The sequence below is a fragment of the Geodermatophilus sp. URMC 62 genome (genome assembly GCF_052931475.1).
The window spans coordinates 5,391,921-5,412,954 of sequence record NZ_JBRFHY010000001.1; the positions used below are offsets into that span (position 1 = coordinate 5,391,921).

20 protein-coding genes are annotated in these 21,034 nt (G+C 76.6%); 11 read left to right on the forward strand and 9 right to left on the reverse strand.

What is annotated here, in order from left to right:
- Nucleotides 1-114: 114 nt before the first annotated feature.
- From ACU616_RS25850 to ACU616_RS25860, 3 genes are read right to left on the reverse strand one after another with little or no spacing between them, the layout of a single operon-like run.
- Entirely contained in the window at nucleotides 115-4,020 is a 3,906-nt protein-coding gene (locus tag ACU616_RS25850) for a DNA polymerase III subunit alpha (RefSeq protein ID WP_446761252.1), read from the reverse strand.
- Entirely contained in the window at nucleotides 4,017-4,496 is a 480-nt protein-coding gene (locus ACU616_RS25855; protein WP_446761253.1) for an SAV_6107 family HEPN domain-containing protein, read from the reverse strand. Before ACU616_RS25855 ends, ACU616_RS25850 begins: the two co-directional genes overlap by 4 nt.
- Nucleotides 4,496-4,822 (reverse strand): DUF6504 family protein, encoded by a 327-nt coding sequence (locus ACU616_RS25860; RefSeq protein ID WP_446761254.1) that lies wholly within the window; start codon nucleotides 4,820-4,822, stop codon nucleotides 4,496-4,498. Before ACU616_RS25860 ends, ACU616_RS25855 begins: the two co-directional genes overlap by 1 nt.
- Nucleotides 4,823-5,061: 239 nt before the next feature.
- Between ACU616_RS25860 and ACU616_RS25865 the strand changes: the two genes are divergently transcribed.
- The 6 genes from ACU616_RS25865 to ACU616_RS25890 are packed head-to-tail and all read left to right on the forward strand — an operon-like array spanning nucleotide 5,062 to nucleotide 10,507.
- Nucleotides 5,062-5,649: a YbaK/EbsC family protein gene (locus ACU616_RS25865; protein WP_446761255.1), complete on the forward strand. Its 588-nt coding sequence runs from the start codon at nucleotides 5,062-5,064 to the stop codon at nucleotides 5,647-5,649.
- Between the two features lie 14 nt (nucleotides 5,650-5,663).
- On the forward strand, nucleotides 5,664-6,254 hold the full coding sequence (locus ACU616_RS25870) for a GNAT family N-acetyltransferase (protein WP_446761256.1): 591 nt from the start codon (nucleotides 5,664-5,666) through the stop codon (nucleotides 6,252-6,254).
- Between the two features lie 2 nt (nucleotides 6,255-6,256).
- A complete protein-coding gene (locus ACU616_RS25875; protein WP_446761257.1) occupies nucleotides 6,257-7,897 on the forward strand; it encodes a phytoene desaturase family protein in 1,641 nt (546 codons plus the stop codon).
- A gap of 7 nt (nucleotides 7,898-7,904) precedes the next feature.
- A complete protein-coding gene (locus ACU616_RS25880) occupies nucleotides 7,905-8,723 on the forward strand; it encodes a carotenoid biosynthesis protein (protein WP_446761258.1) in 819 nt (272 codons plus the stop codon).
- Nucleotides 8,720-9,820: a glycosyltransferase gene (locus tag ACU616_RS25885; RefSeq protein ID WP_446761259.1), complete on the forward strand. Its 1,101-nt coding sequence runs from the start codon at nucleotides 8,720-8,722 to the stop codon at nucleotides 9,818-9,820. The genes ACU616_RS25880 and ACU616_RS25885 overlap by 4 nt, the downstream gene beginning before the upstream one ends.
- Before the next feature lie 18 nt (nucleotides 9,821-9,838).
- On the forward strand, nucleotides 9,839-10,507 hold the full coding sequence (locus ACU616_RS25890) for a flavin reductase family protein (protein WP_446761260.1): 669 nt from the start codon (nucleotides 9,839-9,841) through the stop codon (nucleotides 10,505-10,507).
- A gap of 59 nt (nucleotides 10,508-10,566) precedes the next feature.
- Here the strand turns inward: ACU616_RS25890 and ACU616_RS25895 are convergent, their stop codons facing one another.
- Both ACU616_RS25895 and ACU616_RS25900 read right to left on the reverse strand, forming a co-directional pair.
- Nucleotides 10,567-11,544, reverse strand: a complete 978-nt coding sequence (locus ACU616_RS25895; RefSeq protein ID WP_446761261.1) for a carbohydrate kinase family protein — start codon at nucleotides 11,542-11,544, stop codon at nucleotides 10,567-10,569.
- A gap of 80 nt (nucleotides 11,545-11,624) precedes the next feature.
- On the reverse strand, nucleotides 11,625-12,308 hold the full coding sequence (locus tag ACU616_RS25900; RefSeq protein WP_446761262.1) for a CDP-alcohol phosphatidyltransferase family protein: 684 nt from the start codon (nucleotides 12,306-12,308) through the stop codon (nucleotides 11,625-11,627).
- Nucleotides 12,309-12,376: 68 nt separating this feature from the next.
- Here ACU616_RS25900 and ACU616_RS25905 point away from each other — a divergent pair, with 68 nt between their 5' ends.
- Both ACU616_RS25905 and ACU616_RS25910 read left to right on the forward strand, forming a co-directional pair.
- Entirely contained in the window at nucleotides 12,377-13,195 is an 819-nt protein-coding gene (locus ACU616_RS25905) for a lipase family alpha/beta hydrolase (protein ID WP_446761263.1), read from the forward strand.
- 160 nt (nucleotides 13,196-13,355) lie between these two features.
- A complete protein-coding gene (locus tag ACU616_RS25910; RefSeq protein WP_446761264.1) occupies nucleotides 13,356-14,222 on the forward strand; it encodes an ArsR/SmtB family transcription factor in 867 nt (288 codons plus the stop codon).
- Nucleotides 14,223-14,267: 45 nt separating this feature from the next.
- Here the strand turns inward: ACU616_RS25910 and ACU616_RS25915 are convergent, their stop codons facing one another.
- Genes ACU616_RS25915 through ACU616_RS25925 form a run of 3 tightly spaced genes read right to left on the reverse strand, consistent with a single transcriptional unit; the run spans nucleotide 14,268 to nucleotide 17,094 of the window.
- Nucleotides 14,268-15,080 (reverse strand): ABC transporter permease, encoded by an 813-nt coding sequence (locus ACU616_RS25915; protein ID WP_446761265.1) that lies wholly within the window; start codon nucleotides 15,078-15,080, stop codon nucleotides 14,268-14,270.
- A complete protein-coding gene (locus ACU616_RS25920; protein ID WP_446761266.1) occupies nucleotides 15,077-15,994 on the reverse strand; it encodes an ABC transporter ATP-binding protein in 918 nt (305 codons plus the stop codon). The genes ACU616_RS25915 and ACU616_RS25920 overlap by 4 nt, the downstream gene beginning before the upstream one ends.
- Nucleotides 15,991-17,094, reverse strand: coding sequence for a transcriptional regulator (locus tag ACU616_RS25925; RefSeq protein WP_446761267.1), 1,104 nt, complete (start codon nucleotides 17,092-17,094; stop codon nucleotides 15,991-15,993). Before ACU616_RS25925 ends, ACU616_RS25920 begins: the two co-directional genes overlap by 4 nt.
- A 43-nt stretch (nucleotides 17,095-17,137) precedes the next feature.
- Here ACU616_RS25925 and ACU616_RS25930 point away from each other — a divergent pair, with 43 nt between their 5' ends.
- The 3 genes from ACU616_RS25930 (at nucleotide 17,138) to ACU616_RS25940 (ending at nucleotide 20,048) form a co-directional block, all read left to right on the forward strand.
- The gene (locus ACU616_RS25930; protein WP_446761268.1) at nucleotides 17,138-17,779 is read left to right on the forward strand and encodes a hypothetical protein; all 642 of its coding nucleotides are present in this window, start codon (nucleotides 17,138-17,140) and stop codon (nucleotides 17,777-17,779) included.
- Between the two features lie 338 nt (nucleotides 17,780-18,117).
- Nucleotides 18,118-19,014, forward strand: coding sequence for a hypothetical protein (locus ACU616_RS25935; protein ID WP_446761269.1), 897 nt, complete (start codon nucleotides 18,118-18,120; stop codon nucleotides 19,012-19,014).
- A 26-nt stretch (nucleotides 19,015-19,040) separates the two neighbouring features.
- Nucleotides 19,041-20,048 carry a hypothetical protein gene (locus ACU616_RS25940; RefSeq protein ID WP_446761270.1) on the forward strand — a complete coding sequence of 336 codons (1,008 nt, stop codon included), beginning with the start codon at nucleotides 19,041-19,043 and terminating at the stop codon, nucleotides 20,046-20,048.
- Here ACU616_RS25940 and metF read toward each other — a convergent pair.
- Nucleotides 20,045-20,977: a methylenetetrahydrofolate reductase [NAD(P)H] gene (gene metF / locus ACU616_RS25945; protein WP_446761271.1), complete on the reverse strand. Its 933-nt coding sequence runs from the start codon at nucleotides 20,975-20,977 to the stop codon at nucleotides 20,045-20,047. The genes ACU616_RS25940 and metF overlap by 4 nt on opposite strands.
- Nucleotides 20,978-21,034 lie beyond the last annotated feature (57 nt).

Here is a 21,034-nt window from a genome sequence, read left to right on the forward strand (position 1 = left end):
GCGCCCGGGCGGGCCGATCACGGCGCGGCAGCGGCGGCACCCCGACGGCGACCGGCGTGTCGCCCCCCGCGGCCCCGTGAGCGCCGAGACGGCGGGGGCAGCGGGGCCGGCACGTCAGTGGCCGGAGCTGCCGGGGCTGGAGTGCCACAGCTTGCGGGGCGCGGCGGCCGCGGCGCGGCGGGCGGCGGTCGCGGCGTCGTCCCCGGCCGGCTTGACGTCGGCGTAGGGCGACATCCGGAAGCCGGTGGGGTGCACGAGCACCGGCCGGACCACCACCGGCCGGGCACCGTGCGAGGCCGCCGCCCCGGCGATGGCCTGCTCGGTGTACTCCCCCGGCGCGGCCATGTGCTCGGCCACCGCGGCCGGGCCGCCGGTCTCCCACGCCTCGTGCAGCGCCGGCAGCTCCCACGCCCCGGTCGCCCGGATCGACACCCCGCGCGGACCGGTGCGCCGCAGCACCCCGCGGATCACCAGCAGCCAGGAGTGGAACACCGTCCCGGCGTAGGGGCCTTGCACGTCCTCGAAGAAGGTCGAGTCGGTGCAGCCGGTGCCGTCGTCGAGGGTCACGAACACCACCCGGCGCCCCGACCGGATCGGCGGCGTCTGCGTGGCCACCTTGACCCCGGCGACCAGCACCTCGGCGCCGCTGCGGCTGCCGAGCAGCTCGCCGGCCGGCACCGCGCCCAATGCTGCGAGGAAGGGCCGGTAGAAGTCGACGACGTGCCGGCTGGCGTCCAGCCCGAGCACCTCCAGCTCGGCGCGCACCAGCTCGGCGTCGGTGAACTCGGGCAGCCCCGACCCCGTGCCCCAGGACAGCGTCGTCTCCGGACCGCCCTCCTCACCGCCCTCGCCCGGGCCGCCCTCGTCACCGGCCTGGTCCGGGCCACCCTCGTCACGGGTGTCGTCACCGGGCAGCTCGAGGCCGAGCAGGTCGAGGCTGAGCTGCCCCACCGAGCCGGCCCGCGCCCCGCTGCGGCTCCACCGGTCGAGCTCGCTGATCTGCAGCAGCAGGTCGCGGCGGGTCACCGACCCGCGGGCGCGGGTGGGCCGGCCGGCCTCCCGGTCGCGCACCCCGAAGCCGTAGAGGGAGTCGAACCCACCGGCCAGCACCAGCCGCTCGACCACCGAACGCGACACCGCCGCCCGCGCCCAGAAGTCGGCGAGCGACCGGTACGGCTGCCCGGCGACGACCCGCGCCACCTCGTCGTCGGAGATGCCCTTGACGTCGGAGAGCGCCAGCCGGATGCCGTAGCCGGAGGGGTCGGGCATGGCCGCCGGCATCCACTCCGGCCGCCGCCAGTCGGTCCGCCGGTCGGCCGCGGCCAGCCGCTCCACCCGGTAGCTGCCGGCCGAGGTGTTGACGTCGAGGCCCAGCACCCGGACGCCGAAGTTGCGGGCGTCGTCGAGGATCAGCCGCTTGGGGTACATGCCCGGGTCGTGGGTGAGCACCCCGGCCAGGAAGGCCGCCGGGTGGTGGGTCTTGAGCCACGCCGACTGGTAGGTGGGCAGCGCGAACGCCGCGGCGTGGGCCTTGCAGAAGCCGAACGAGCCGAAGGCGACCAGCACCTCCCACACCCTCTCGACCACCTCGACCGGGTAGTGCCGCAGCGCCTCGGGCACGAACCAGGCCCGCACCTCCGGGTGCAGCTCCCGGTCGCCCAGCGCCCGCCGCGCCTCGTCGGCCTGGGCCAGGTCACAGCCCGTCATCCGCGCCACGATCTGCAGCACCTGCTCGTGGAAGACCACGACGCCGGCGGTCTCGCGCAGGAACGGCTCGAGGTCGGGGTGCGGGTAGACCGGGTCGCGCCAGCCGTTCCGGGCCAGCAGGAACGGCGTCACCATGTCGCTCTTGACCGGGCCCGGCCGGAACAGCGAGATGTCGACGACGATGTCCTCGAACGTCTCGGGCCCGAACTTGCCGACCAGCTCGCGCTGCCCCGGCGACTCGATCTGGAACATGCCGAGGGTCCGGGTGCTGCGGATCAGCTCGAAGGTCGTCGGGTCGTCGCGCGGGATCGCGTCGACGTCGACGGTCTCGCCGTCGACCCGGGCCACCTCGTCGAGGGCGTGCGCGATCGCCGACTGCATCCGGATGCCCAGCAGGTCGAGCTTGAGCAGCCCGAGCTCCTCGACGTCGTCCTTGTCGAACTGGCTCATCGGGTAGCCGAGGTAGCTGCTCTCCACCGGCGTGCGGTCGAGCAGCGTGGCGTCGGACAGCAGCACCCCGCACGGGTGCAGCGCGATGTGCCGGGGCAGCCCGTCGAGCCGGGCGACGAGGTCGAAGAGCAGGTCGAGGTCGCCGGTGCCGCCGCCACGCCGCGAGCCCAGCCGGCTGGCCCGCAGCTCCGGCAGGTCGCGCAGCGCCGCGTGCACCTGGTCGGCCCGGACGTGCGGGAACGCCTTGGCGACGGCGTCGACCTCGGCCGGCGGCAGGCCGAGCGCGGCGCCGACGTCGCGGATGGCGTGCCGCACCCGGTAGGTGTCCATCATCGAGATGCAGCTGACCCGGTGGGCGCCGAAGCGGTCGATGACGGCGTCGTAGACCTCCATCCGCCGGGCGGACTCCACGTCGATGTCGACGTCGGGCAGCTGGTGGCGCAGCGGGGAGAGGAACCGCTCCATCAGCAGGCCGTAGCGGATCGGGTCGACGTCGGAGATGCCCAGCAGGTAGGTGACCAGGCTGCCGGCACCCGACCCCCGGGCGGCGGCGCGCACCCGCAGGCTCCTGATGAGGTCGACCACGTCGGCCACGGTGAGGAAGTAGGACGGGTAGCCGAGGGAGTCGATGACGGCGAGCTCGTCGTCCAGCCGCCGCCGCACCTGCTCCGTCGGTGCCGTCCCGCGCCGGCCCAGCCCCGCCTCGCAGCGGGCGCGCAGCACCTGCGAGGGGCTCATCCCCCGCTCGCCGGGCGCGGTGACCACGTCGAGCTCGGGGTAGCGCACCGAGCCCACGCCCAGGTCGCCGGTGACGTCGACGGCGCACTGCTCGGCCAGCCGGGCGGTGCGCTCGAGCAGCCGCAGCGCGGCGTCGCGGTCGGGGCCCGTGAGGTCCGCGGCGACCTCGGCCATCTCCTTGCCCGACTTCAGGTACCCCTCGGCGGTGCGACGGTCGACGTGCCGGGTGTCGAGGGCGACCAGCCGCCGGGAGGCGTCGAGGACGTCGGCGGTGGGCGCGTCGAGGGCGTCGACGTACCGGACGGCGTTGGTGAGCACCACCGGCACGCCCTCCTCGGTGGCGAAGCGCAGGAGCCGCTGCGCGCGGGAGCGGTCGCCCTGGCCGCGGTGGTGCACCAGCTCGACCACCAGCGAGCCGGGGCCGAACACCGAGCGCCACGCGGACAGCCGGGCGGCGGCGACGTCGGCGCGCCCGGCCGCGAGCGCCCGGCCCACCGGCGAGTCCGGCCCGAGCACCGCGACCAGCCCGGGGGTGTGCTCGGCGGCCATCGCCAGGGAGGCCACCGGCTCGCCGCGGGTGCCGCGCAGGTGGGTGGCGCTGGTCAGCCGGCACAGCGACCGCCAGCCGGCGCCGTCGCGGGCGAGGAAGGTGACCCGCGGCAGCCGCGGGTCGACGCTCGCCCCACCGCGCACCGGGCTGCGCCGGGCCGGGGACCCCGCAGGAGCACCCTGCCCCGCCGCGCTCCGTCCCGCCGCGCTCCGTCCCGCCGCGCCACGCCCCGCCGCACCAGGTCCCGCCGCACTCCGTCCCGCCGCGCCCGGGCGGCCCGCCCTGCGCGCGGACAGCTCGTCGTCCTCACCCAGCACGTGCGCCCGGGCCGGCGGCACGGCCGTGTCCACCGACGGGGCGACCGCGAGGTCGACCCCGAACAGCGGCCGCAGCCCCGCCGAGCGGCAGGCCAGCGCGAACTTCACCGCGCCGTAGAGGCCGTCACGATCGGTCAGCGCCAGCGCCGTCATGCCGTGCTCGGCGGCGCGCGCCACCAGGTCGACGGGGTGGTTGGCCCCGTACCGCAGGGAGTACCCGGAGGCGACGTGCAGGTGGACGAAGGGGTCCCCGGTCACCGCCCGCGCGCGGGACGGTGGGCGGTGCCCCCGACCACGCGGGGTCGCGGAGCGGGCTCGGGCGTGCCCGCGAGCAGGTCCTCGACCACGGCGAGGAAGGAGCCGACGTCACGGACCAGGTCGTCGGCCTCCCGCTCGGTCACCGCGCGGGACAACCCGGCCTCGGCGGCGGCCCGCTTGCCCGCGCCGGCGGCGAAGAAGGTGGCCCACTCCCCCAGCTCGGGAGCGACCTGACCGAGCAGCACCCAGGCACTGCGCGGCCGGCGACGGCCACCCTCCGGCCGGGTGCGGGCGGCGAGCACCGCGGCAGCCGCCCGCAGCGCACCCAGGTGGGCGGTGGCGTAGCGATCGCGCGCGTCGGTGGCGCGGGCGGCCTCGCCCAGCGCCCGGGTGGCCTGGCCGAGCAGCTGCGCCGCGGCCGCCGGCAGCGGCGGGGGGAGCGGCAGCTGGTCGGCCATGGCGTGCGCGGCGCCCATCAGTCGTGCACCCGCACGAGCGACCACCGGTTGTCGGCGGCGTCCCAGGACAGGTCGTAGACGCCGGCGAAGCTCATCCGCGACCGCCCGGCCCGCACCGCCTCCACCCGGAAGACCTCGCGGGCCGCGACCAGGTCGGCCGAGGCGCCGCCGGGGATGCCGGCGGGCCGCTGCCACCAGGGCGCGGTCTCCACCCACGAGTCGAGCAGCTCGCCGACGACGTAGCGCCCCTGGCCGCGCCAGAACTGCGCGGGGCCGAGCGGACCCCGCTCGACCAGCACCTCCTCGCCGACCCGCTCGCCGACCTCACCCAGCACCCGGCTCATGCCCGACTCCCCACCCCGTGCCCCTGATCGGTCGCCACCGCCCCGGGCGGGGAAGGTCCCGAGAGCGGTGACGACCGTTCGAACGCGTGTTCGAACAAGTCGAGTACACCCGACCCCGCCCGTCGCGTCAAGCCGGACCCGCCCGGGAGGAGGACCGCCCCGCCGCCTCCCCCTCCGCGCCCCTCCGTGCGCGCGGGACGGTACGGCGAGGCACCGACAGCGGTGGCAGGATCGGCCCCATGAGCCGCCCCACCCACCCCCGGGTGGCCGTGTTCGCCGACCTCCTCGCCGAGGCGGGCGCCGGCGGGCGGGTCCACGAGCTCCCGTCCGGCGCCCACACCGCCGCCGAGGCCGCCGCGGCGCTGGGCGTCCCCGTGGGGGCGATCGCCAACAGCCTGGTGTTCGACGTCGGCGGCGCGCCGCTGCTGGTGCTCACCAGCGGTGCCCACCGGGTCGACGTCGCCAGGGTCGCCGCGCTGCTGGGCGTCCCCCGGGTCGCGCGCGCCTCGGCCGACTTCGTCCGCGAGCACACCGGCCAGCCCATCGGCGGGGTGTCCCCCCTCGGGCACCCTGCGCCGATCGGCACGCTGGTCGACGTCGAGCTGGCCCGCCACGAGCGCGTCTGGGCCGCGGCCGGGCACCCGTCCGCGGTGTTCCCCACCACCTACGACGAGCTGCTGCGGCTGACCGCCGGCACCGCCGCCGAGGTCGGCGACGGCCCGACCCAGGCCGCCCGGGCGGAGGACGCCGGGAGCACCGGGCTCGTGGCCACCGAGACCACCCGCACCGAGACCACCCCCGGCCCCGCCGTCGCGGTGGCTCCGTGAGCGAGGAGAGAACCGTGACCGGCACGACACCCGCGACGCGGGTGACCGAGCTCCCCGTCGGCTGGCTGCGCGACCACATGCACGAGGCGCTGTCCATCTACGGCGAGGCGATGGGCTACGACGCCTCGGTGGTGGCCGGCCGCTACGGCTACGCCGTCCAGCACACCGAGCGCCCGGGGTTCCGCGCCGTCGGCGCCTTCGCGGCCGCACCCACCACGGACGCGCCGTCCGGCGAGCAGCTCGTCGGCTTCGGGTACGGCTACCTCGTCGCCCCCGGGCAGTGGTGGCACGACCAGGTGCGCGCGGCGCTGGACCGGCGCACCGCCAAGCGCTGGCTGCCCGGCGCCTTCGAGGTGTGCGAGCTGCACGTCCACCCCCAGGCGCAGAGCCGCGGGCTGGGCCGCCGGCTGCTGCACGCGCTGGTCGAGGGCGTCCCGGCGCCGGCCGCGCTGCTGTCCACGCCCGACGCCGACACCAAGGCCTTCCGGCTGTACCACGCCGACGGGTTCGTCGACCTCGCCCGCGGACACCACTTCCCCGGCGACTCCCGCCCCTTCGCCATCCTCGGCGCCCGGCTGCCCCTGCGGCCGGTCCCCGGCTCCTGAGCGTGCGGGAGCCGGACCGGGCCGTCGACGCCGTCGTCGTCGGCGCGGGGCACAACGGGCTGGTCGCCGCCTGCTACCTGGCCCGCGCGGGGCTCGCCGTCGAGGTGGTCGAGCGCGACGACGTCCTCGGCGGGGCGGTGTCCACGGTGGAGCGCTGGCCGGGCGTCCGGGTCGACCGCGGCTCGAGCGCGCACGTCATCGTCCGGCACAGCGGCGTCGTCGAGGAGCTCGACCTCGCAGCAGCCGGGCTGCGCTACCTCGACTGCGACCCGTGGGGGTTCGCGCCCGCGCCGGTCCCCGGCGACCCCGGTCCCGACGGCCGGCCGCTGGTCTTCTCCGTCGACCTCGACGCCACGTGCGCCTCGATCGCCGCCGCCTGCGGCGAGGACGACGCGGCCGCCTACCGCCGGTTCGTCGGCGTCTGGGGGCCGCGCAGCCGCGCCGTCGTCGACTCCTTCGGCCGCCGCCCCACGCCGCTCGGGCTGGCCCGCGCGTTCTGGCCGCTCGGGGCGCCCACCGGCGACGCCCCGCGCACGCCCGGCGGCGACCTCGCCGTGGACTTCCTCGGCTCCGGCGACGCGCTGCTCGACCGCTGGTTCGCCAGCGAGCGGCTCAAGGCGGCGCTGGCCTGGTTCGGCGCCCAGTCCGGGCCGCCGATGAGCGAGCCGGGCACCGCGGCGATGGTCGCCTGGGTCGCCCTGCTGCACGACGTCCCGCCGGGGCACCCGGTGGGTGGCTCGGGCGGGCTGACCGCGGCGCTGCGCCGCCGGCTGGAGTCCGACGGCGGGCGGGTCGTCCTCGGCGACGGCGCCGCGCGGCTGCTGGTCGAGGACGGGCAGGTCACCGGCGTCGAGACGGTCTCCGGACGGCGGCTCACCGCCCCGGTCGTCGTCGCCGCCTGCCACGTGCTGGCCACCCGCGACCTCGCCGGGGAGTCCGCCCCGCCCGCGCTGGCCGACGCCGCGCCGCCGGTGGGCAACGGCTTCGGGCTGGTGCTGCGCTGCCTCACCGACGCCCTGCCGGCCTACCCCGGCGTCGACCCGGCCGTGTCGGCGCAGGGCCTGCAGCTGCTGTGCACCGACCGGGCGCAGCTGGCCGCCGCGCACGGCGACTGGCTGGCCGGCCGGCTGCCGCGCGAGCCGGTGCCGCTGGCGATGTCGTTCTCCGCCAGCGACGACAGCCTCGCCCCGCCCGGGCAGCACGTGGTCACCGTGTGGGGGCAGTGGTACCCCTACGCCCTCGCCGGCGGCGGCGACTGGGACGACCTCGCCGAGGCCGAGGCGAGACGGCTGGTCGACGCCGTCGACCGCTTCGCGCCCGGCTTCGCCGACTCGGTGCAGCGGGTGTACGTGCAGACGCCGCTGCTGCTGGAACGGGAACTGTCGCTGCTGCGTGGCAACGTCATGCACGTGGAGATGGGGCTGGCCAGCATGTTCGCCTTCCGGCCGACGCCGGCGCTGGCGGGCTACCGGGTGCCCGGCCTCGCCGGTCTCTACCTGGCCGGTGCCTCCACCCACCCCGGCGGCGGGGTGTCGGGCAACTCCGGCCGGACGGCGGCGCGCGCGGTGCTCGCCGACCGGCGCCCGCTGGCCCGGGCACGCGCCGCGGCGGGCCGGGCGGTCCGCGCGGCCCGCTCGCGGTGAGCACCCGGTGACCTCGGCGACGGCGGCGGCGCGGTGGGCGCCGGCACCGGCCGCGCGGCTGCCGCTGGTCCTCGCCGTGGCGCTCGTGCTGGCCGCCATCGCCTACCCGCTCACCGACGGGGGCGGCCGCGACGCCGTCTCCTGGACCATCGTGCTGCTGGGGTCGGCGGTGTCGGTGACGTCGGCGGCCGCGGCCCACGGCGCACGGACCGGGGTGGCGCTGCTCGCGCTGGTGGCGGTCACCGCGGTCGTCTTCGAGGCGGTCGGGCTGGCCACCGGGTTCCCCTACGGGCCCTACGGCTACAGCGGCGCGCTGGGGCCCACGCTGCTCGGCGTCCCGTTCCTCGTGCCGCTCGCCTGGCTGATGATGGCCTGGCCGAGCCGGGTCCTCGCGGCCGTGCTCACCCGCCGGGTCCGGCCCGGGCGACGGCGTGCCGCGCGGGTCGTCGTCGCCGCGGCGGTGTTCGCCGGGTGGGACGTCGTCCTCGACCCGCAGCTCGTGCAGGCCGGCTACTGGACCTGGGCGCAGCCGCGGCCCGGGCTCCCCGGCATCGACACCGTGCCGCTGACCAACCTGGCGGGGTGGCTGCTGGCCGGGCTGGTGCTCATGACGCTGCTCGACCTCGCCGTCGCCCGCACCGCGCGGCCCGGCGGGCGGCGCACCGACGTCGTCGACGCCGCACCGCTGCTGGTCATCGCCTGGATGGTGGCCGGCGGCGCGCTGGCCCACGCCGTCTGGCTCGGCCTGCCGGGCTCGGCGGCCTGGGGGGCGGCGCTGACGGCGGTCGTGCTGGCGGTGCTCGCGGTGCAGGCCCGCCGCCGGTGAGCGGCCCGGTCGTCCGGGTGCTGTCCGGCCTGGCGGTCGCCGGCGCGGCGCACGCCGCGGTCAACGCCGGCCTGCTGCGCCGCGCGCCGGCCGACCCGCCCGAGGTCGCCCGGCCGGTCACCGTCGTCGTCCCGGTGCGGGACGAGGCGGCGCAGGTGGGCGGCTGCCTGGCCGCGGTCCTGGCCTCGCGCGGCGTGCCGCGGCTGCGGGTGGTCGTCGTCGACGACGGCTCCACCGACGGCACCGCCGACGTCGTCCGGTCCGTCGCCGACCCCCGGGTGCGGCTGGTCACCGCCCCACCCCCGCCGGCGGGCTGGCTGGGCAAGCCGCACGCGTGCTGGGTGGGCGCGCGGACGGCGCAGGACGACGGGTACCTCGTCTTCGTCGACGCCGACGTCCGCCTGGCCCCCGACGCGGTGGCCGCCGCGGTGTGGCTGCTCGACGCGCACGGCCTGGACCTGGTCTCGCCCTGGCCGCGTCCGGTGGCCGGCACCGCGGCCGAGCGGCTGGTGCAGCCGCTGTCGCCGTGGCTGTGGCTGACCACGCTGCCGCTGCGAGTGGCCGAGCGCTCCCCGCGGCCGTCGCTGACCGCGGCCAACGGCCAGTTCCTCGCGCTGACCCGCCGCGGCTACCTGCGCGCCCGCGGGCACGCGGCGGTGCGCGACGAGGTGGTCGAGGACGTCGCGCTGGCCCGTGCGGTGAAGCGCGCGGGCGGGCGGGCCGTCCCCGCCGCCGGCACCACCCTCGCGCAGTGCCGGATGTACGACGGCTGGGCGGCGATGCGCGAGGGGTACGGCAAGTCGCTGTGGGCCTCCGTCGGCGGGTCGCCGGCCGCCGGGCTGGCCGCGGCCGCGGTGCTCACCGCCGTTGGGGTGGTGCCGCCGCTGGCCGCGCTGCGCGGCTCCCGCGCCGGGCTGGCCGGCTGGCTGGCCGGGGTGGCCGGGCGGGCGGTGGCTGCTGCGGTCACCGGCGGGCGGGTCTGGCCCGACGCCCTGGCCCACCCGGTGTCGCTGCTGGCCCTCGACGCGCTGCTGGTGGGGTCGGTGGCCGGCCACCGGCGGGGTACCCTCACCTGGCGCGGGCGCGCCGTGGTCTGACACGGGCCAGGATGGGGCGTGACCTCGGCCGGCTCCCCCGACTCCCGCCCCCGCACGGCGTTCGACCCCGTGGCGATGGCCCCGCGCGACATCTACCGGGTGGTCAACTCCGTCGTCGTCCCCCGGCCGATCGCGTGGGTGTGCAGCCGCTCGGCCGAGGGCGTGCACAACCTGGCACCGCACTCCTTCTACACGGTCGCCTGTGTGCAGCCGCCGATCGTGCAGTTCACCTCGGTGGGCCGCAAGGACTCGCTGAACAACGTCGAGGCCACCGGCGACTTCACCGTCAACCTCGTCCCGGAGCCCTTGTTCGAGCAGGCCAACGCCACGGGCACCGACTTCCCGCCCGACCAGAGCGAGGCCGAGCAGGCCGGCGTCCGGCTCGAGCCCGGCGAGCGGGTCGCCGCCATGCGCGTGGCGCAGTCGCCGGTGAGCATCGAGTGCACGCTGCACTCCACGCTGCGGCTGGGTGACAGCACCGTCGTCTTCGGGCGGGTGGAGTGGATCAGCGTCTGGGAGAGCGCCGTCCGCGACGGCCGGCCGCGCATCGAGGAGCTGCGCCCGCTGGCCCGCCTCGGCGGCAACGAGTGGTCGACGATCGGCGAGGTGCTGACCATCCCGCGCATCCCCTACCGGGCGTGGGCGGAGGACCCCTCGATCGGCGCGCAGGTCCGCAACGAGGCATAGCAGGCGATCCCCGCGTCCGGGGCACCGCGGACGCGGGGATCGCCTCTCCGCCTCGCAGGTCAGGCCGGCAGGTGCGCGGCGACCTCGGCGGCGGCCTCGTCGCCGAAGGCCTCGGCGAAGCGCTCGAGGAAGGGCTCGCGGCGCAGTTCGTACTCCTGCGTCCCGACCACCTCGACGGCCTCGGTGGCCACCGCCGAGCCGAGCTGGGTGGCCCGCTCCAGGCCCAGCCCCCACGTGCGGCCGGCGATGAACCCGGCCCGCAGCGCGTCGCCGCCGCCGGTCGGCTCCACCGGCTTGGTCTCGGGGACGGCGATGACCTCGATCGGGTCGGCCCCCGCCGCGCGCACCAGCACGCCGTTGGCCGCCCGCGTGGTGACCCAGGTGCCGACGCGGGCGAGGATCTCGCCGCCGTCCCAGCCGGTCTTCTGCATGAGCAGTGCCGACTCGTACTCGTTGGTGAACAGCAGGTCGGCGCCGTCGACCAGGTCGCGGATCATCGCTCCGTCGGCCCAGGCCAGCTGCTGGCTGGGGTCGGCGGCGAAGGCGTAGCCGCGCTCCCGGCACTCTCGGGTGTGCCGCACCATCGCCGTGGGGTCGTTGGGGCCGATGACCACCAGGTCGGGGGCGCCGACGCGCGCGCACACCGGCGCCAGCTCGATCTGGCCGGCCTCGCTCATCGCCCCCGAGTAGAACGACGCGATCTGGTTGTTGACCGCGTCGGTGGTGCACACGAAGCGGGCGGTGTGCTTGAGCTCCGACCAGCGCACGTCCCGGGTGTCGACGCCGTGGCGGGTCAGCCAGGCGTCGTAGTCGGCGAAGTCGCTACCCACCGAGCCGACCAGCACCGGGGCCAGACCGAGCAGCCCCAGCCCGTAGGCCATGTTTGCCCCGGCGCCCCCGCGGTGCTGGATGAGGTCGTCGACGAGGAAGGACAGGGACACGTTCTCCATCTGCCCCTCGACGAACTGGTCGGTGAACCGGCCCGGGAAGGTCATCAGGTGGTCGGTGGCGATGGAGCCGGTGACGACGACGGGCACGAGGGCTCCTCGGGAGCAGGCGGGGACGCGAGCAGGGCAACCCTAGAAGGCGGCGGGGCCGGTGCGCGCCCCGGCGTCGCTCACTCCCCGAGCGCCCGGCGCAGCGAGAACCCCAGCTGGGCGGTGCCCACTCCCCCGAGGACGGCGCCCACGGCGGCACCGGCGGTCACCACGCCGGCGGGGGCGTCGGGGACGCCGGCGAGCTCCCCCAGCCCGGTGGCGGCGACGATCCCCGCCCCGCCCAGGGTGAGCGCGGTCATCACCACCCGGGTGGGCCGCTCCCACACCGAGATCGACCCGGTCTCGGCCACGCCCGCCTGACCGGCGCGGGCGCGCAGGTAGTCGGGCAGCCAGCACAGCGCCCCGAACAGCGCGGCCAGCCAGCCGGGCGCCCCGGCGACCCAGAGGGCGAGCGCGTAGGCGGCCTCGGTGAGCCGGTCGACCGCGGAGTCGAGGACGTACCCGCGCCGCGAGGCCCGGCCGCCGGCGAGCGCCAGGGCCCCGTCGAGGGAGTCCAGCAGCCCCGACAGCCCGACCAGCAGTCCCGCCGCGACCAGCCACGCGCCGCGGGCGGCCGCCGGGCCGATCGCGGCCAGCGCCACCAGCAGGCCCAGCAGGGTGGCGGCCAGCGGCGGCAGCCACGCCACCGACCGGGCCAGCGCGTAGGCCAGCGACAGCCAGCCGTGCACCAGCCGGCTGTCCGCCGGGTCGGTGCCGCCGTGCCAGCGCGACCACTCGGCGAGGTACTCCTCGCGGCTCAGCACGGCCGGGCTCCCACCGGCGCAGTCCACCAGCCCGGCCGCCCCGGGGCGAGAGCGGGGAGAGTGGAACGGTGCTCGCCGGCCTGTCCCCTGCTCGCCGCAGGCTGCTGCTCGCGCTGCTCGCGCTGGTGGTCGTCGCCGCCGTCGCCGCGACGGCGCTGGTCCTGGCCGGCCGCGCGGACGGCCCGGCACCGGGCGGGCCGGCCGCGCCGGTCTCGCAGGACGAGCCCGGGCCCGTGCTGCTGGTGCCCGGCTACGGCGGCAACGGCCGGCTGCTGACGCCGCTGGCCGACCGGCTGGCCGCCGAGGGGCGCGACGCCACGGTGGTCGACGTCCCCGGCGGCGGCACCGGCGACCTCACCGCCTCGGCCGCCGCCCTGGACGCCGCGGTCGAGGCGGCACGGGAGCGCACCGGCGCCGGCAGCGTCGACGTCGTGGGGTTCTCCGCCGGCGGGGTGGTGGCGCGGCTGTGGGCCGCCGACGGCGGGGCCGACGTCGCCCGGCGCGTGCTCACCCTCGGCGCGCCGCACCACGGCACCACCCTGGCCGACCTCGCCGGCGACGTCCTGCCCGGCCAGTGCCCCGAGGCGTGCCGGCAGCTGGCGACCGACAGCCCCCTGCTAACCGACCTCAACGCCGGGGACGAGACGCCGGCCGGGCCGACCTGGGTGTCCGTCTGGACGGCGCAGGACCAGACGGTGACCCCGCCGGACTCCGCCCGCCTCGACGGCGCGCTGAACCTCGAGGTCCAGTCGGTGTGCCCCTCGGCGCGAGTGGCCCACGGCGACCTCCCGCGCGCCCCGCTGGTGCAGGCGATCGTGCTGGCCGAGCTGGCGCCGGGCGCCCCGGTTGAGCTCGGGCCCGCCGACTGCGCCCGCCTCGGCGGCTGACCTGCCGCGCGATGATCAGGGAACCTGATCGTCGCGCGTCCTCCCCCACGGTGGGCGGTGCGGGAGGACGCGCTGCGGTACGGGAGGACGCGCTGCCGTGCGGGAGGACGACGACGGCGCCCGTTGACACATGCAGGCAAATGCCTGCACGATGCTGCTCGTGGCTCCACCGGACCCCGACGCGGTGTTCAAGGCGCTCGCCGACCGCACCCGCCGGCTGTTCCTCGACCGGCTGCGCGAGCAGGACGGGCAGACGCTGGGCGAGCTCTGCGCCCGCACCGGCATGGCCCGGCAGTCGGCCACCCAGCACCTCGACGTCCTCGTCCGGGCCGGCCTGGTCACCGTCGTCCGCCGCGGCCGCGAACGGCTCCACTTCCTCAACCCGGCCGCCGTCTCCGAGATCGGCGAGCGCTGGATCTCGGTGTTCGACCGGCCGCGCCTGCAGGCGCTGGCCGCCATCCGCGACGCAGCAGAGGAGCACGCCATGACAGGGCACGCCATGACAAGGCACGCCATGACAGGGCACGCCATGACAGGGCACGCCATGACAGAGCACGCCGTGGCAGGACCGGTCCCCACCTACGTCTACGTCACCTACGTCCGCGCCGACGCCGAGCAGGTCTGGCAGGCCCTCACCGACGCCGACCTGACCGCCCGCTACTGGGGCCACGCCAACGTCTCGGACTGGCAGCCCGGCAGCCGGTGGGAGCACCGGCGCACCGACGGGTCCGGCGCGGCCGACGCCGGCGGCCGGGTGCTGGAGAGCGATCCGCCGCGGCGGCTGGTCATGACCTTCGGCGCGGCCGACGGCGACCGGCCGCCGGGCGGCGACTCGGTGGTGACCTTCCTCCTCGAGGAGCAGGGCGGCATCGTCCGGCTCACCGTGACCCACGAGAACCTGGCCGACGCCACGGCGCTGCGCGAGATCTCGCACGGCTGGCCGGCGGTCCTCGCCAACCTCAAGTCGCTGCTGGAGACTGGCGAGGTGCTGCCGCAGGCCCCCTGGGACATGCCGGTGCGGGCGTGACCGGCGACGTGGCCCTCCTCGGCCGGCGACCGGCGGCGCGGACGGTCAGCTGGTGATGTCCTTGGTGGTGAAGTTCGCCCACGCCGCGGTGAGCAGTACGCCCACGTAGACGCCCTGCAGCGCCAGCCCGCGGACGACGTCGCGCCACAGGATCGGGTCGCGGAACAGGTCGACGAAGGCCAGCCAGTAGCGGGTGGGCAGGTAGGGCGCGATCGGCGAGGCGGCGTCCAGGGTGAACAGCAGCGAGGAGGTCACCAGCACCGCGAGCGCGCCGAGCGCGGCGGCCAGCGGCGAGTCGGTGAGCGTGGAGAAGAACAGCCCGAAGGCCGCGACGCCGAGCATCGACACCGCGACGTAGCCGATGGCCAGCAGCGTCCGCCCGGCCAGCTCCTCGGCCGTCAGGGAGGTGCCCGACACCGACGTCCCGCCCGCGACCGGCTGCGCGTCGAACAGCAGCTGGCCGACCAGGTAGCCGACCGCGGCGACGACCACGACGGTCACGACGACGAACGCCAGCACCGCGACCAGCTTGGCCACCAGCAGCCGGGTGCGCCCGGCCGGTCGGGCCAGCAGGTAGCGCAGCGTGCCGGCCTGGGCCTCCCCGGCGACGGCGTCCCCGCTGACCACCGCGACGGCGATCGGCAGGAACAGCGGCAGCACGATCGCCAGGGCGGCCAGCGGGTACAGCGCGCCGTTGGTGAGCACCGCCGACAGGAACGGCGGCCCCTCGCCCGGCCGCGGCGCGAGGTCGGTGAGCCGCAGCAGCACGGCCACCAGCACCGGCAGCGCGTTGAGGACGGCGATGGTCGTCCACGTCCGCGGCCGGCCGAAGGTCTTGCGCAGCTCGACGCCGATCACGACCGCTCCACCCGGTCGGCGCTGGTGCCGGCGGCGGCCAGCACGACCTCCTCCAGCGTTGGCCGCTGCAGCGCCAGCCCGGTCACCGGCACCCCCGCGCCCACCAGCAGCGCGTTCACCTCGGCCGGGTCGGCCCCGCGGACGACGAGGCGGCCGCCGTCGGCGGCGAGCACCCGCCCGTCCAGGAGCGCCCGCACCCGCTCGGGCGCCGGGGTGTCGACGACGGTGGCGCCGGTCGGGGCGGTGAGCCGGGCCATGTCCTCCTGCAGCACCAGCCGGCCGCGGTCGAGCACGCCCACCCGGGTGCACAGCTGCTCGACCTCGGCCAGCAGGTGGCTGGACAGGAACACCGTCGTCCCCGCGCGGTGCAGCTCGAGCAGCAGCTCGCGGATCTCGTGGATGCCCTGCGGGTCCAGGCCGTTGGTCGGCTCGTCGAGGACGAGCAGCTCCGGCCGGCGCAGCAGCGCGCCGGCCAGGCCCAGCCGCTGGCGCATGCCGAGCGAGTAGGCGCCGACCGGACGGCGGCCGACCCCGCCGAGGCCCACCTGGTCGAGCACCTCGGCGATCCGCCGCCGCCGGGTGCGGCGGGACCCGCCGGGGCCGGCGGCGTCCAGCAGCGCCAGGTTGGCCGCCCCGGAGAGGTGCCGGTGGTGCGCCGGGCCCTCGATCAGCGCACCCACCCGGGGCAGCACCCGCCGGCCGGCCCGCGGCATCGGCCCGCCGAGCAGCTCGACCTCGCCGCGGGTGGGCAGCACCAGGCCGAGCAGCACGCGCACCGTCGTCGTCTTGCCCGAGCCGTTGGCGCCGAGGAAGCCGTAGACATCGCCGGCGCGGACGTCGAGGTCGATGCCGTCGACCGCGCGCACCCGGCCGAACTGCTTGACCAGCCCGCGGGTGACGATCACCGAGGTCACGACGGCGCCCCGGTCAGGGCCCCCGCGGCGTGGGCGAGGGCGTCGAGGGTGACCGTGCCGACGAGCAGGTAGGCGCCGCTGCGCGGGGGCTCGACCAGCACCAGCCCGAGCGGGCCGGCGGCGATGCGGGTGCTGGACCCGTCGCGGACCGCGTCCGGCGCTGCGGCCAGCGTCGAGCGCAGGCCCGCGGCGAGGCGGCCGGGCAGCGGGGCGACCGCCAGCAGGGTCACGCCGCTGCCGTAGAGGCCCACCGTGGCCGGGGCCCCGGCCACCTCGCGCCGGGGGAGGCCGGCCAGCTCGGCGGGGAGCCGGACCGGGGACAGCTCCCGGTCGGCGGCTTCGCGCAGCAGGCCCCCGGTGTCCTCGCCGGGCAGCACCCGCGCGCCGGCCGGCGGGGTGAAGGCGACGACGGCGGCCGGCGGGGCACCCAGGTCCAGGTCGAGGAAGCGGGTGCCAAGCGCGGGCACGGCCGCGCCGTCGGCGACCACCTCCACGGCCAGCGGCAGACCGGTCGCGGCGTCGGCCCAGACGTCGACGCGCGCCACCGACGCCGCGGGGGCGGCCGGCACCAGCCGCAGGCCCAGCGCGTCGCGGCCGGTCACCCGGCGGGCGCCGATCCGCGTGAGCTCGTCGTCGGTGGCCTCCGACAGCAGCCGGCGGCCGAGCGCGGCGGGCACCAGGTCGGGCGGGGCCGGCAGCGCCAGCGCAGCCGGGTCGCTGCGGCGGGCGGTGGCCGACTCGTACTCCCAGGACCAGGTGCCGGCGGGGTCGACGTGCACGCCGGTCTCCCCCGCGGCGCTGACGACGTCCACCCGGTGCTCGTCGGGCCCCCGCCACCACACCCGCATCGTGGCGCGGTCGCTGAGCAGGTCCGCGACGGCGGGCAGCTGGTCGCTGACCGGCAGGCTCAGCCCGCCGGCCGACACGGCGTAGCCGGAGAAGCCGACGCCGGCGCTGGCCAGGACGGCGTCGCGCAGGTCGGGTGCGGACAGGTCGGCGTCGTCGGCGGGCAGCGCGCCGACCACCGCCGGCAGCGCGGCCAGGACGGCGAGCAGCGCGACGACGACCGCCCACCGGCGGGCGCGCCCGTGTCCCGACATGCGCGCCACGGTACGAGCGCCCCGCCACGGGTAGCCCGCTCCCATGGCCCCTCCCCTGAGCGACGCCGTCGTCGTTGACGTCCTGCGCCGGCTGGACCGGCTGACCGGTCCCCTCGTGCAGCGGCTGGGCCGCCCGCCGGAGCTGCCGCCCGCCGACCGCGACGCCTGGTGGGCCGACCGGGCGTCCCGCGTGGCCGCGGTCGCGAGCGGTCTGCCGCGGCTGGTCGGGCGGCTCGCCGACGTCCTGCCGCTGCAGAACACGGTGGGGACGGCGGTGCAGTCGCTGGTCGTGCTGGGGGTGGCCGGCGAGCACGGCGTCACCGACCCGGCCGAGCGGGTGTCGCTGCTGGCCCGGGTGCTGCTCGCCCGTGACCTGCCGGCCGAGCGGGTGCGCCCGCTGCTCGAGCGGGTTCGCGGTACCTACACCGAGGCCGCGCTCGGCGCCCGCGACGAGCGGGCGGGGCTGGGTGGTGCCGCGCGCACCGTCTGGCGGGCCGCGCGGCTGCTCGGCCGCATCGACGAGGCCCTCGACGCCCGTCCCAAGGGCCGGCTCGGCGCCCGCGCGCTGGCCAACCTGCCGCTGGTCGGCGTCCTGGGCGGCTACGCCGCCGAGCGGGAGGCGCTGCGCAAGGCCGCCCGGCGCACCACGGAGCTGCTGGAGACCGGTGGCCCGGTGACCGTCTAGAGACCGTCCGGGCGGCCGCGGCGGGCGAGCACGGTCGGGTGCGTCCGGCCGCAGCGGCGGTGGTGCCGGCAGGACTCGGTCGCGCCGGTCGGTGCGCAGGGCGGGGACGCGCTGGCTGCCGAGCCCCTCGACGGCGCGGGTGGGTCGGGCCGCCGGTGGTCCTCGTGACGCCGTGGTGACGTGACCCACTGACGTCGTACCCGTCCGGTATCAGGACGGTCCGAGCAGCCCTCCATCGGAGCAGGATCCGCCGCTCCTGCCACCTGGCGGCGACACGTCACCCAGGGGCCCGGTGCGGCGCCTGCTCGAACGGGGCACATCCGTAGGGGGGACTCCGCATGGGGGTCGAGGGCCTGATCGACACGCTGATCGGCGCGGTGACACTCGTCGCGGCCGCCAACGAGGAGGCGCCCGATCCGGACTGGGTCACCATCGGCGTTGGCGCCCTCGGAGCGCTCGCCACACTCGCGTCGGCCTACATCACGGCCAGGTACCAGGGAAAGAAGCGGGACGATCTCCGACGCAGCAAGATCAAGGGGAACGACCTCGATGTCCGAGGCATCGCCGAGAAGGACTCCTTCTCGGCCCTGGACGTGCTCAAGGTGCTCGACCTCCGCGACGCCCCGGACGTGAGCGGGCGCGACGGCGGGGGCCGCGCAGTCCTCACGGACTCGCACCTGATCGTGCGGGAGAGGGCCTCGGGGAACGGTGTGGTGTTCTGCTACGCCACGAGCGGCGACTTCGAGGGCGTGACGAGCAAGCACCACGTGTGGAAGTGGGACGAACTGCAACCCCACTCCCCGCTGAAGAAGGGACTCGAGGCGAAGTGCCACGGGCTCGGTGTGGACCTCGACTCCCTGTCCGTGGACCACGTGGCACGAGTGACGAACGAGATCGTCTACCGGGGGGCGTTCGACCAGGCGGACCACGAGTCGTTCGAGACGCACATCGACCGATCGACCGTGTCCTTGACGTTCGTCGTCCTGTTCTCACCGTCCTATCCGTGCGTCAGCGCCGTCGGCGAGGAGAACACCGTTCGTGAGCACTGGGCGCGCGTGGAGGACAACCGCCCCGTCATACTCGATGACGGTCAGTGTCTGTACTGGCGGGTGTTCCGGGACGACGCCGAACCCCTGCCGCACCGGGCGAAGTACCGGCTGCGGTGGGACTGGCAGCCTGCAGCCGGCGCGACCGCTCCCCGTGACCCCGCAGGTACGCGAGCGGGCACGTCCTGACGCACGGAGCGGGGCGGGTGGTGTCAGTGCGGGACGAGGCGGACCTGGAGTTCCCCGGCGAGGTCCCGGTGGCGTCATGGCGACCGGCCCGGCTCTTCCCCCAGAGCTATCCGGGGGACTGCCCGGCCTTCTCGTACCTCCTGCGTGACGACCACGTGCTCCCGCTGGTGGTCGACGGCTCGTCCTCGACCCACCACGTCGCCACGGGTGGTCGGCGCCCCGTGGCGGACGTGCTGCGGGCGGACGGGGCGTGCGACCTCTCGACGCGCACGCCGGTGGTCGCCTACGGAGCCAATCGCAACCCCGCGACGGTGCACGTCAAGCTGCGGAACTACGGCGCCGGCGGCCCCGTACCCGCCCTGAGGGGGAGGTTGGCAGGGGCTGACGTGGTCGCCTGCGGGCTGCACGGGCAGGGCTACCTGTACGGGGAACTGCTGCTGGCGCGTGACCGTGTCCGGGACACCACCGTGGACGTGTTCGTGCTCCTGCTCGACGACGACCAGCTCCGGGCGATGCACGACAGCGAGGGCCTCACCTCCGGCATGTACTCACTGGCCGCCGTCCCCGGGGTCCGGGTCGAGGGTGTCGACGGTCCGGTGACGCCTCTGGCGTACGTCGCCAACGAGCGCGTGTGGATCTCCCCGGAGCTCGACTCCCCCATCGCCTTCTCCGCGGTAGCCGCCAGCAGGCGCGTGCTGCCCGGCATGTCGGCGCGGCAGGTCCTCCACCACGCCATCGAGACGCTGGGCATCGCCGACGCGGTGGCCGGCGCCACCGGGCTCGACCCCACCTCACTCGCAGACGACCTGCCGAAGTACCTGAACGGTCAGTGGTGGTACGCGTTCCACACGGGCGACCGGCCGCTCGCCGCGTACGAGCACGTGCTGGACGTCTTCTCCGCCAGCATGCGCCAGAGGTCGATACCGGTCAGGACGCTCGACCAACTCGGTCGCGACGGGCTGGTGATCCCTCCGGACGCCGCCTACGCCCCGGGAGCACGGTTCCGCTGGGGAGCCCTGCTGTCGGGTCGCTAGGAGGTGGCGGCCAGCGTCGAGGGCACCGACGTCCCGGTCCCGGCGTCGGTGAGGTTGGTGAACACCTCACGCGTCGCCGTCGACCGGTTCATGGTGATGAAGTGGATGCCGGGCACGCCCTCGTCGAGCAGCCGCCGGCACATCGCCGTCGCCACCTCGACGCCGTAGGCCCGCACCGCCGCGCGCGCCTCGGGGAAGTCGCCGTCGAGCTCGGCGAAGCGGGCGGCCAGCTCCTCGGGGAAGGCCTGCCCCGACAGCTGCACGATCCGGCTGATCTGCCGGGCGTTGGTGACCGGCATGACGCCGGCGATGACCGGCACGTCACAGCCGCGGGCGGCCACCCGGTCGCGCAGGCGCAGGTAGTCCTCGACGCGGAAGAACATCTGGGTGATCGCGAAGTCCGCGCCGGCGCGGCACTTGCGCACGAACATCTCGACGTCGGTGTCGAAGTCCGGCGAGCGCGGGTGCCGCTCGGGGAAGGCGGCGACGCCGACGGAGAAGTCGCCCATCGAGCGGATCAGCCCGACCAGCTCGGCGGCGTACTCCAGCCCCTGGGGGTGCTTGACCCACTCCGCCTGCGGGTCGGCGCCCGGCGGGTCGCCGCGCAGCGCGAGCAGGTTGCGCACCCCGGCGGCGGCCAGCCGGCTGACCACGTGCCGCAGCTCCGCGACGCTGTGGTCGACGGCGGTCAGGTGCGCCAGCGGCGTCATGGTCGTCTCGGTGGCGATCCGCTCGGTGACCGCCACGGTGCCCTCGCGGGTGGAGCCGCCGGCGCCGTAGGTGACCGACACGAACGACGGGCGCAGCCGCTCCAGCTGCCGCAGCGCCGTCCACAGCTGCTCCTCGCCCTCGGGCGTCTTCGGCGGGAAGAACTCGAAGGACCAGGTGGGCCGCGACGAGGCGAGCAGCTCGCGGACGCTTGGGGTCACGGGGTCCGAGGGTACGTGCGACACCGCCCGCTCCCCCGCGCCCGCATCCGCAGCGGG

What these genes read in the sequence shown, in the direction of transcription:
- ACU616_RS25855 (WP_446761253.1), bottom strand. Translation starts at nt 4,496, where the DNA reads ATGGGCGCCGCGCACGCCATGGCCGACCAGCTGCCGCTCCCCCCGCCG.
- ACU616_RS25860 (WP_446761254.1), bottom strand. Translation starts at nt 4,822, where the DNA reads ATGAGCCGGGTGCTGGGTGAGGTCGGCGAGCGGGTCGGCGAGGAGGTG.
- ACU616_RS25865 (WP_446761255.1), top strand. Translation starts at nt 5,062, where the DNA reads ATGAGCCGCCCCACCCACCCCCGGGTGGCCGTGTTCGCCGACCTCCTC.
- ACU616_RS25925 (WP_446761267.1), bottom strand. Translation starts at nt 17,094, where the DNA reads ATGTCGGGACACGGGCGCGCCCGCCGGTGGGCGGTCGTCGTCGCGCTG.
- ACU616_RS25930 (WP_446761268.1), top strand. Translation starts at nt 17,138, where the DNA reads ATGGCCCCTCCCCTGAGCGACGCCGTCGTCGTTGACGTCCTGCGCCGG.
- ACU616_RS25935 (WP_446761269.1), top strand. Translation starts at nt 18,118, where the DNA reads ATGGGGGTCGAGGGCCTGATCGACACGCTGATCGGCGCGGTGACACTC.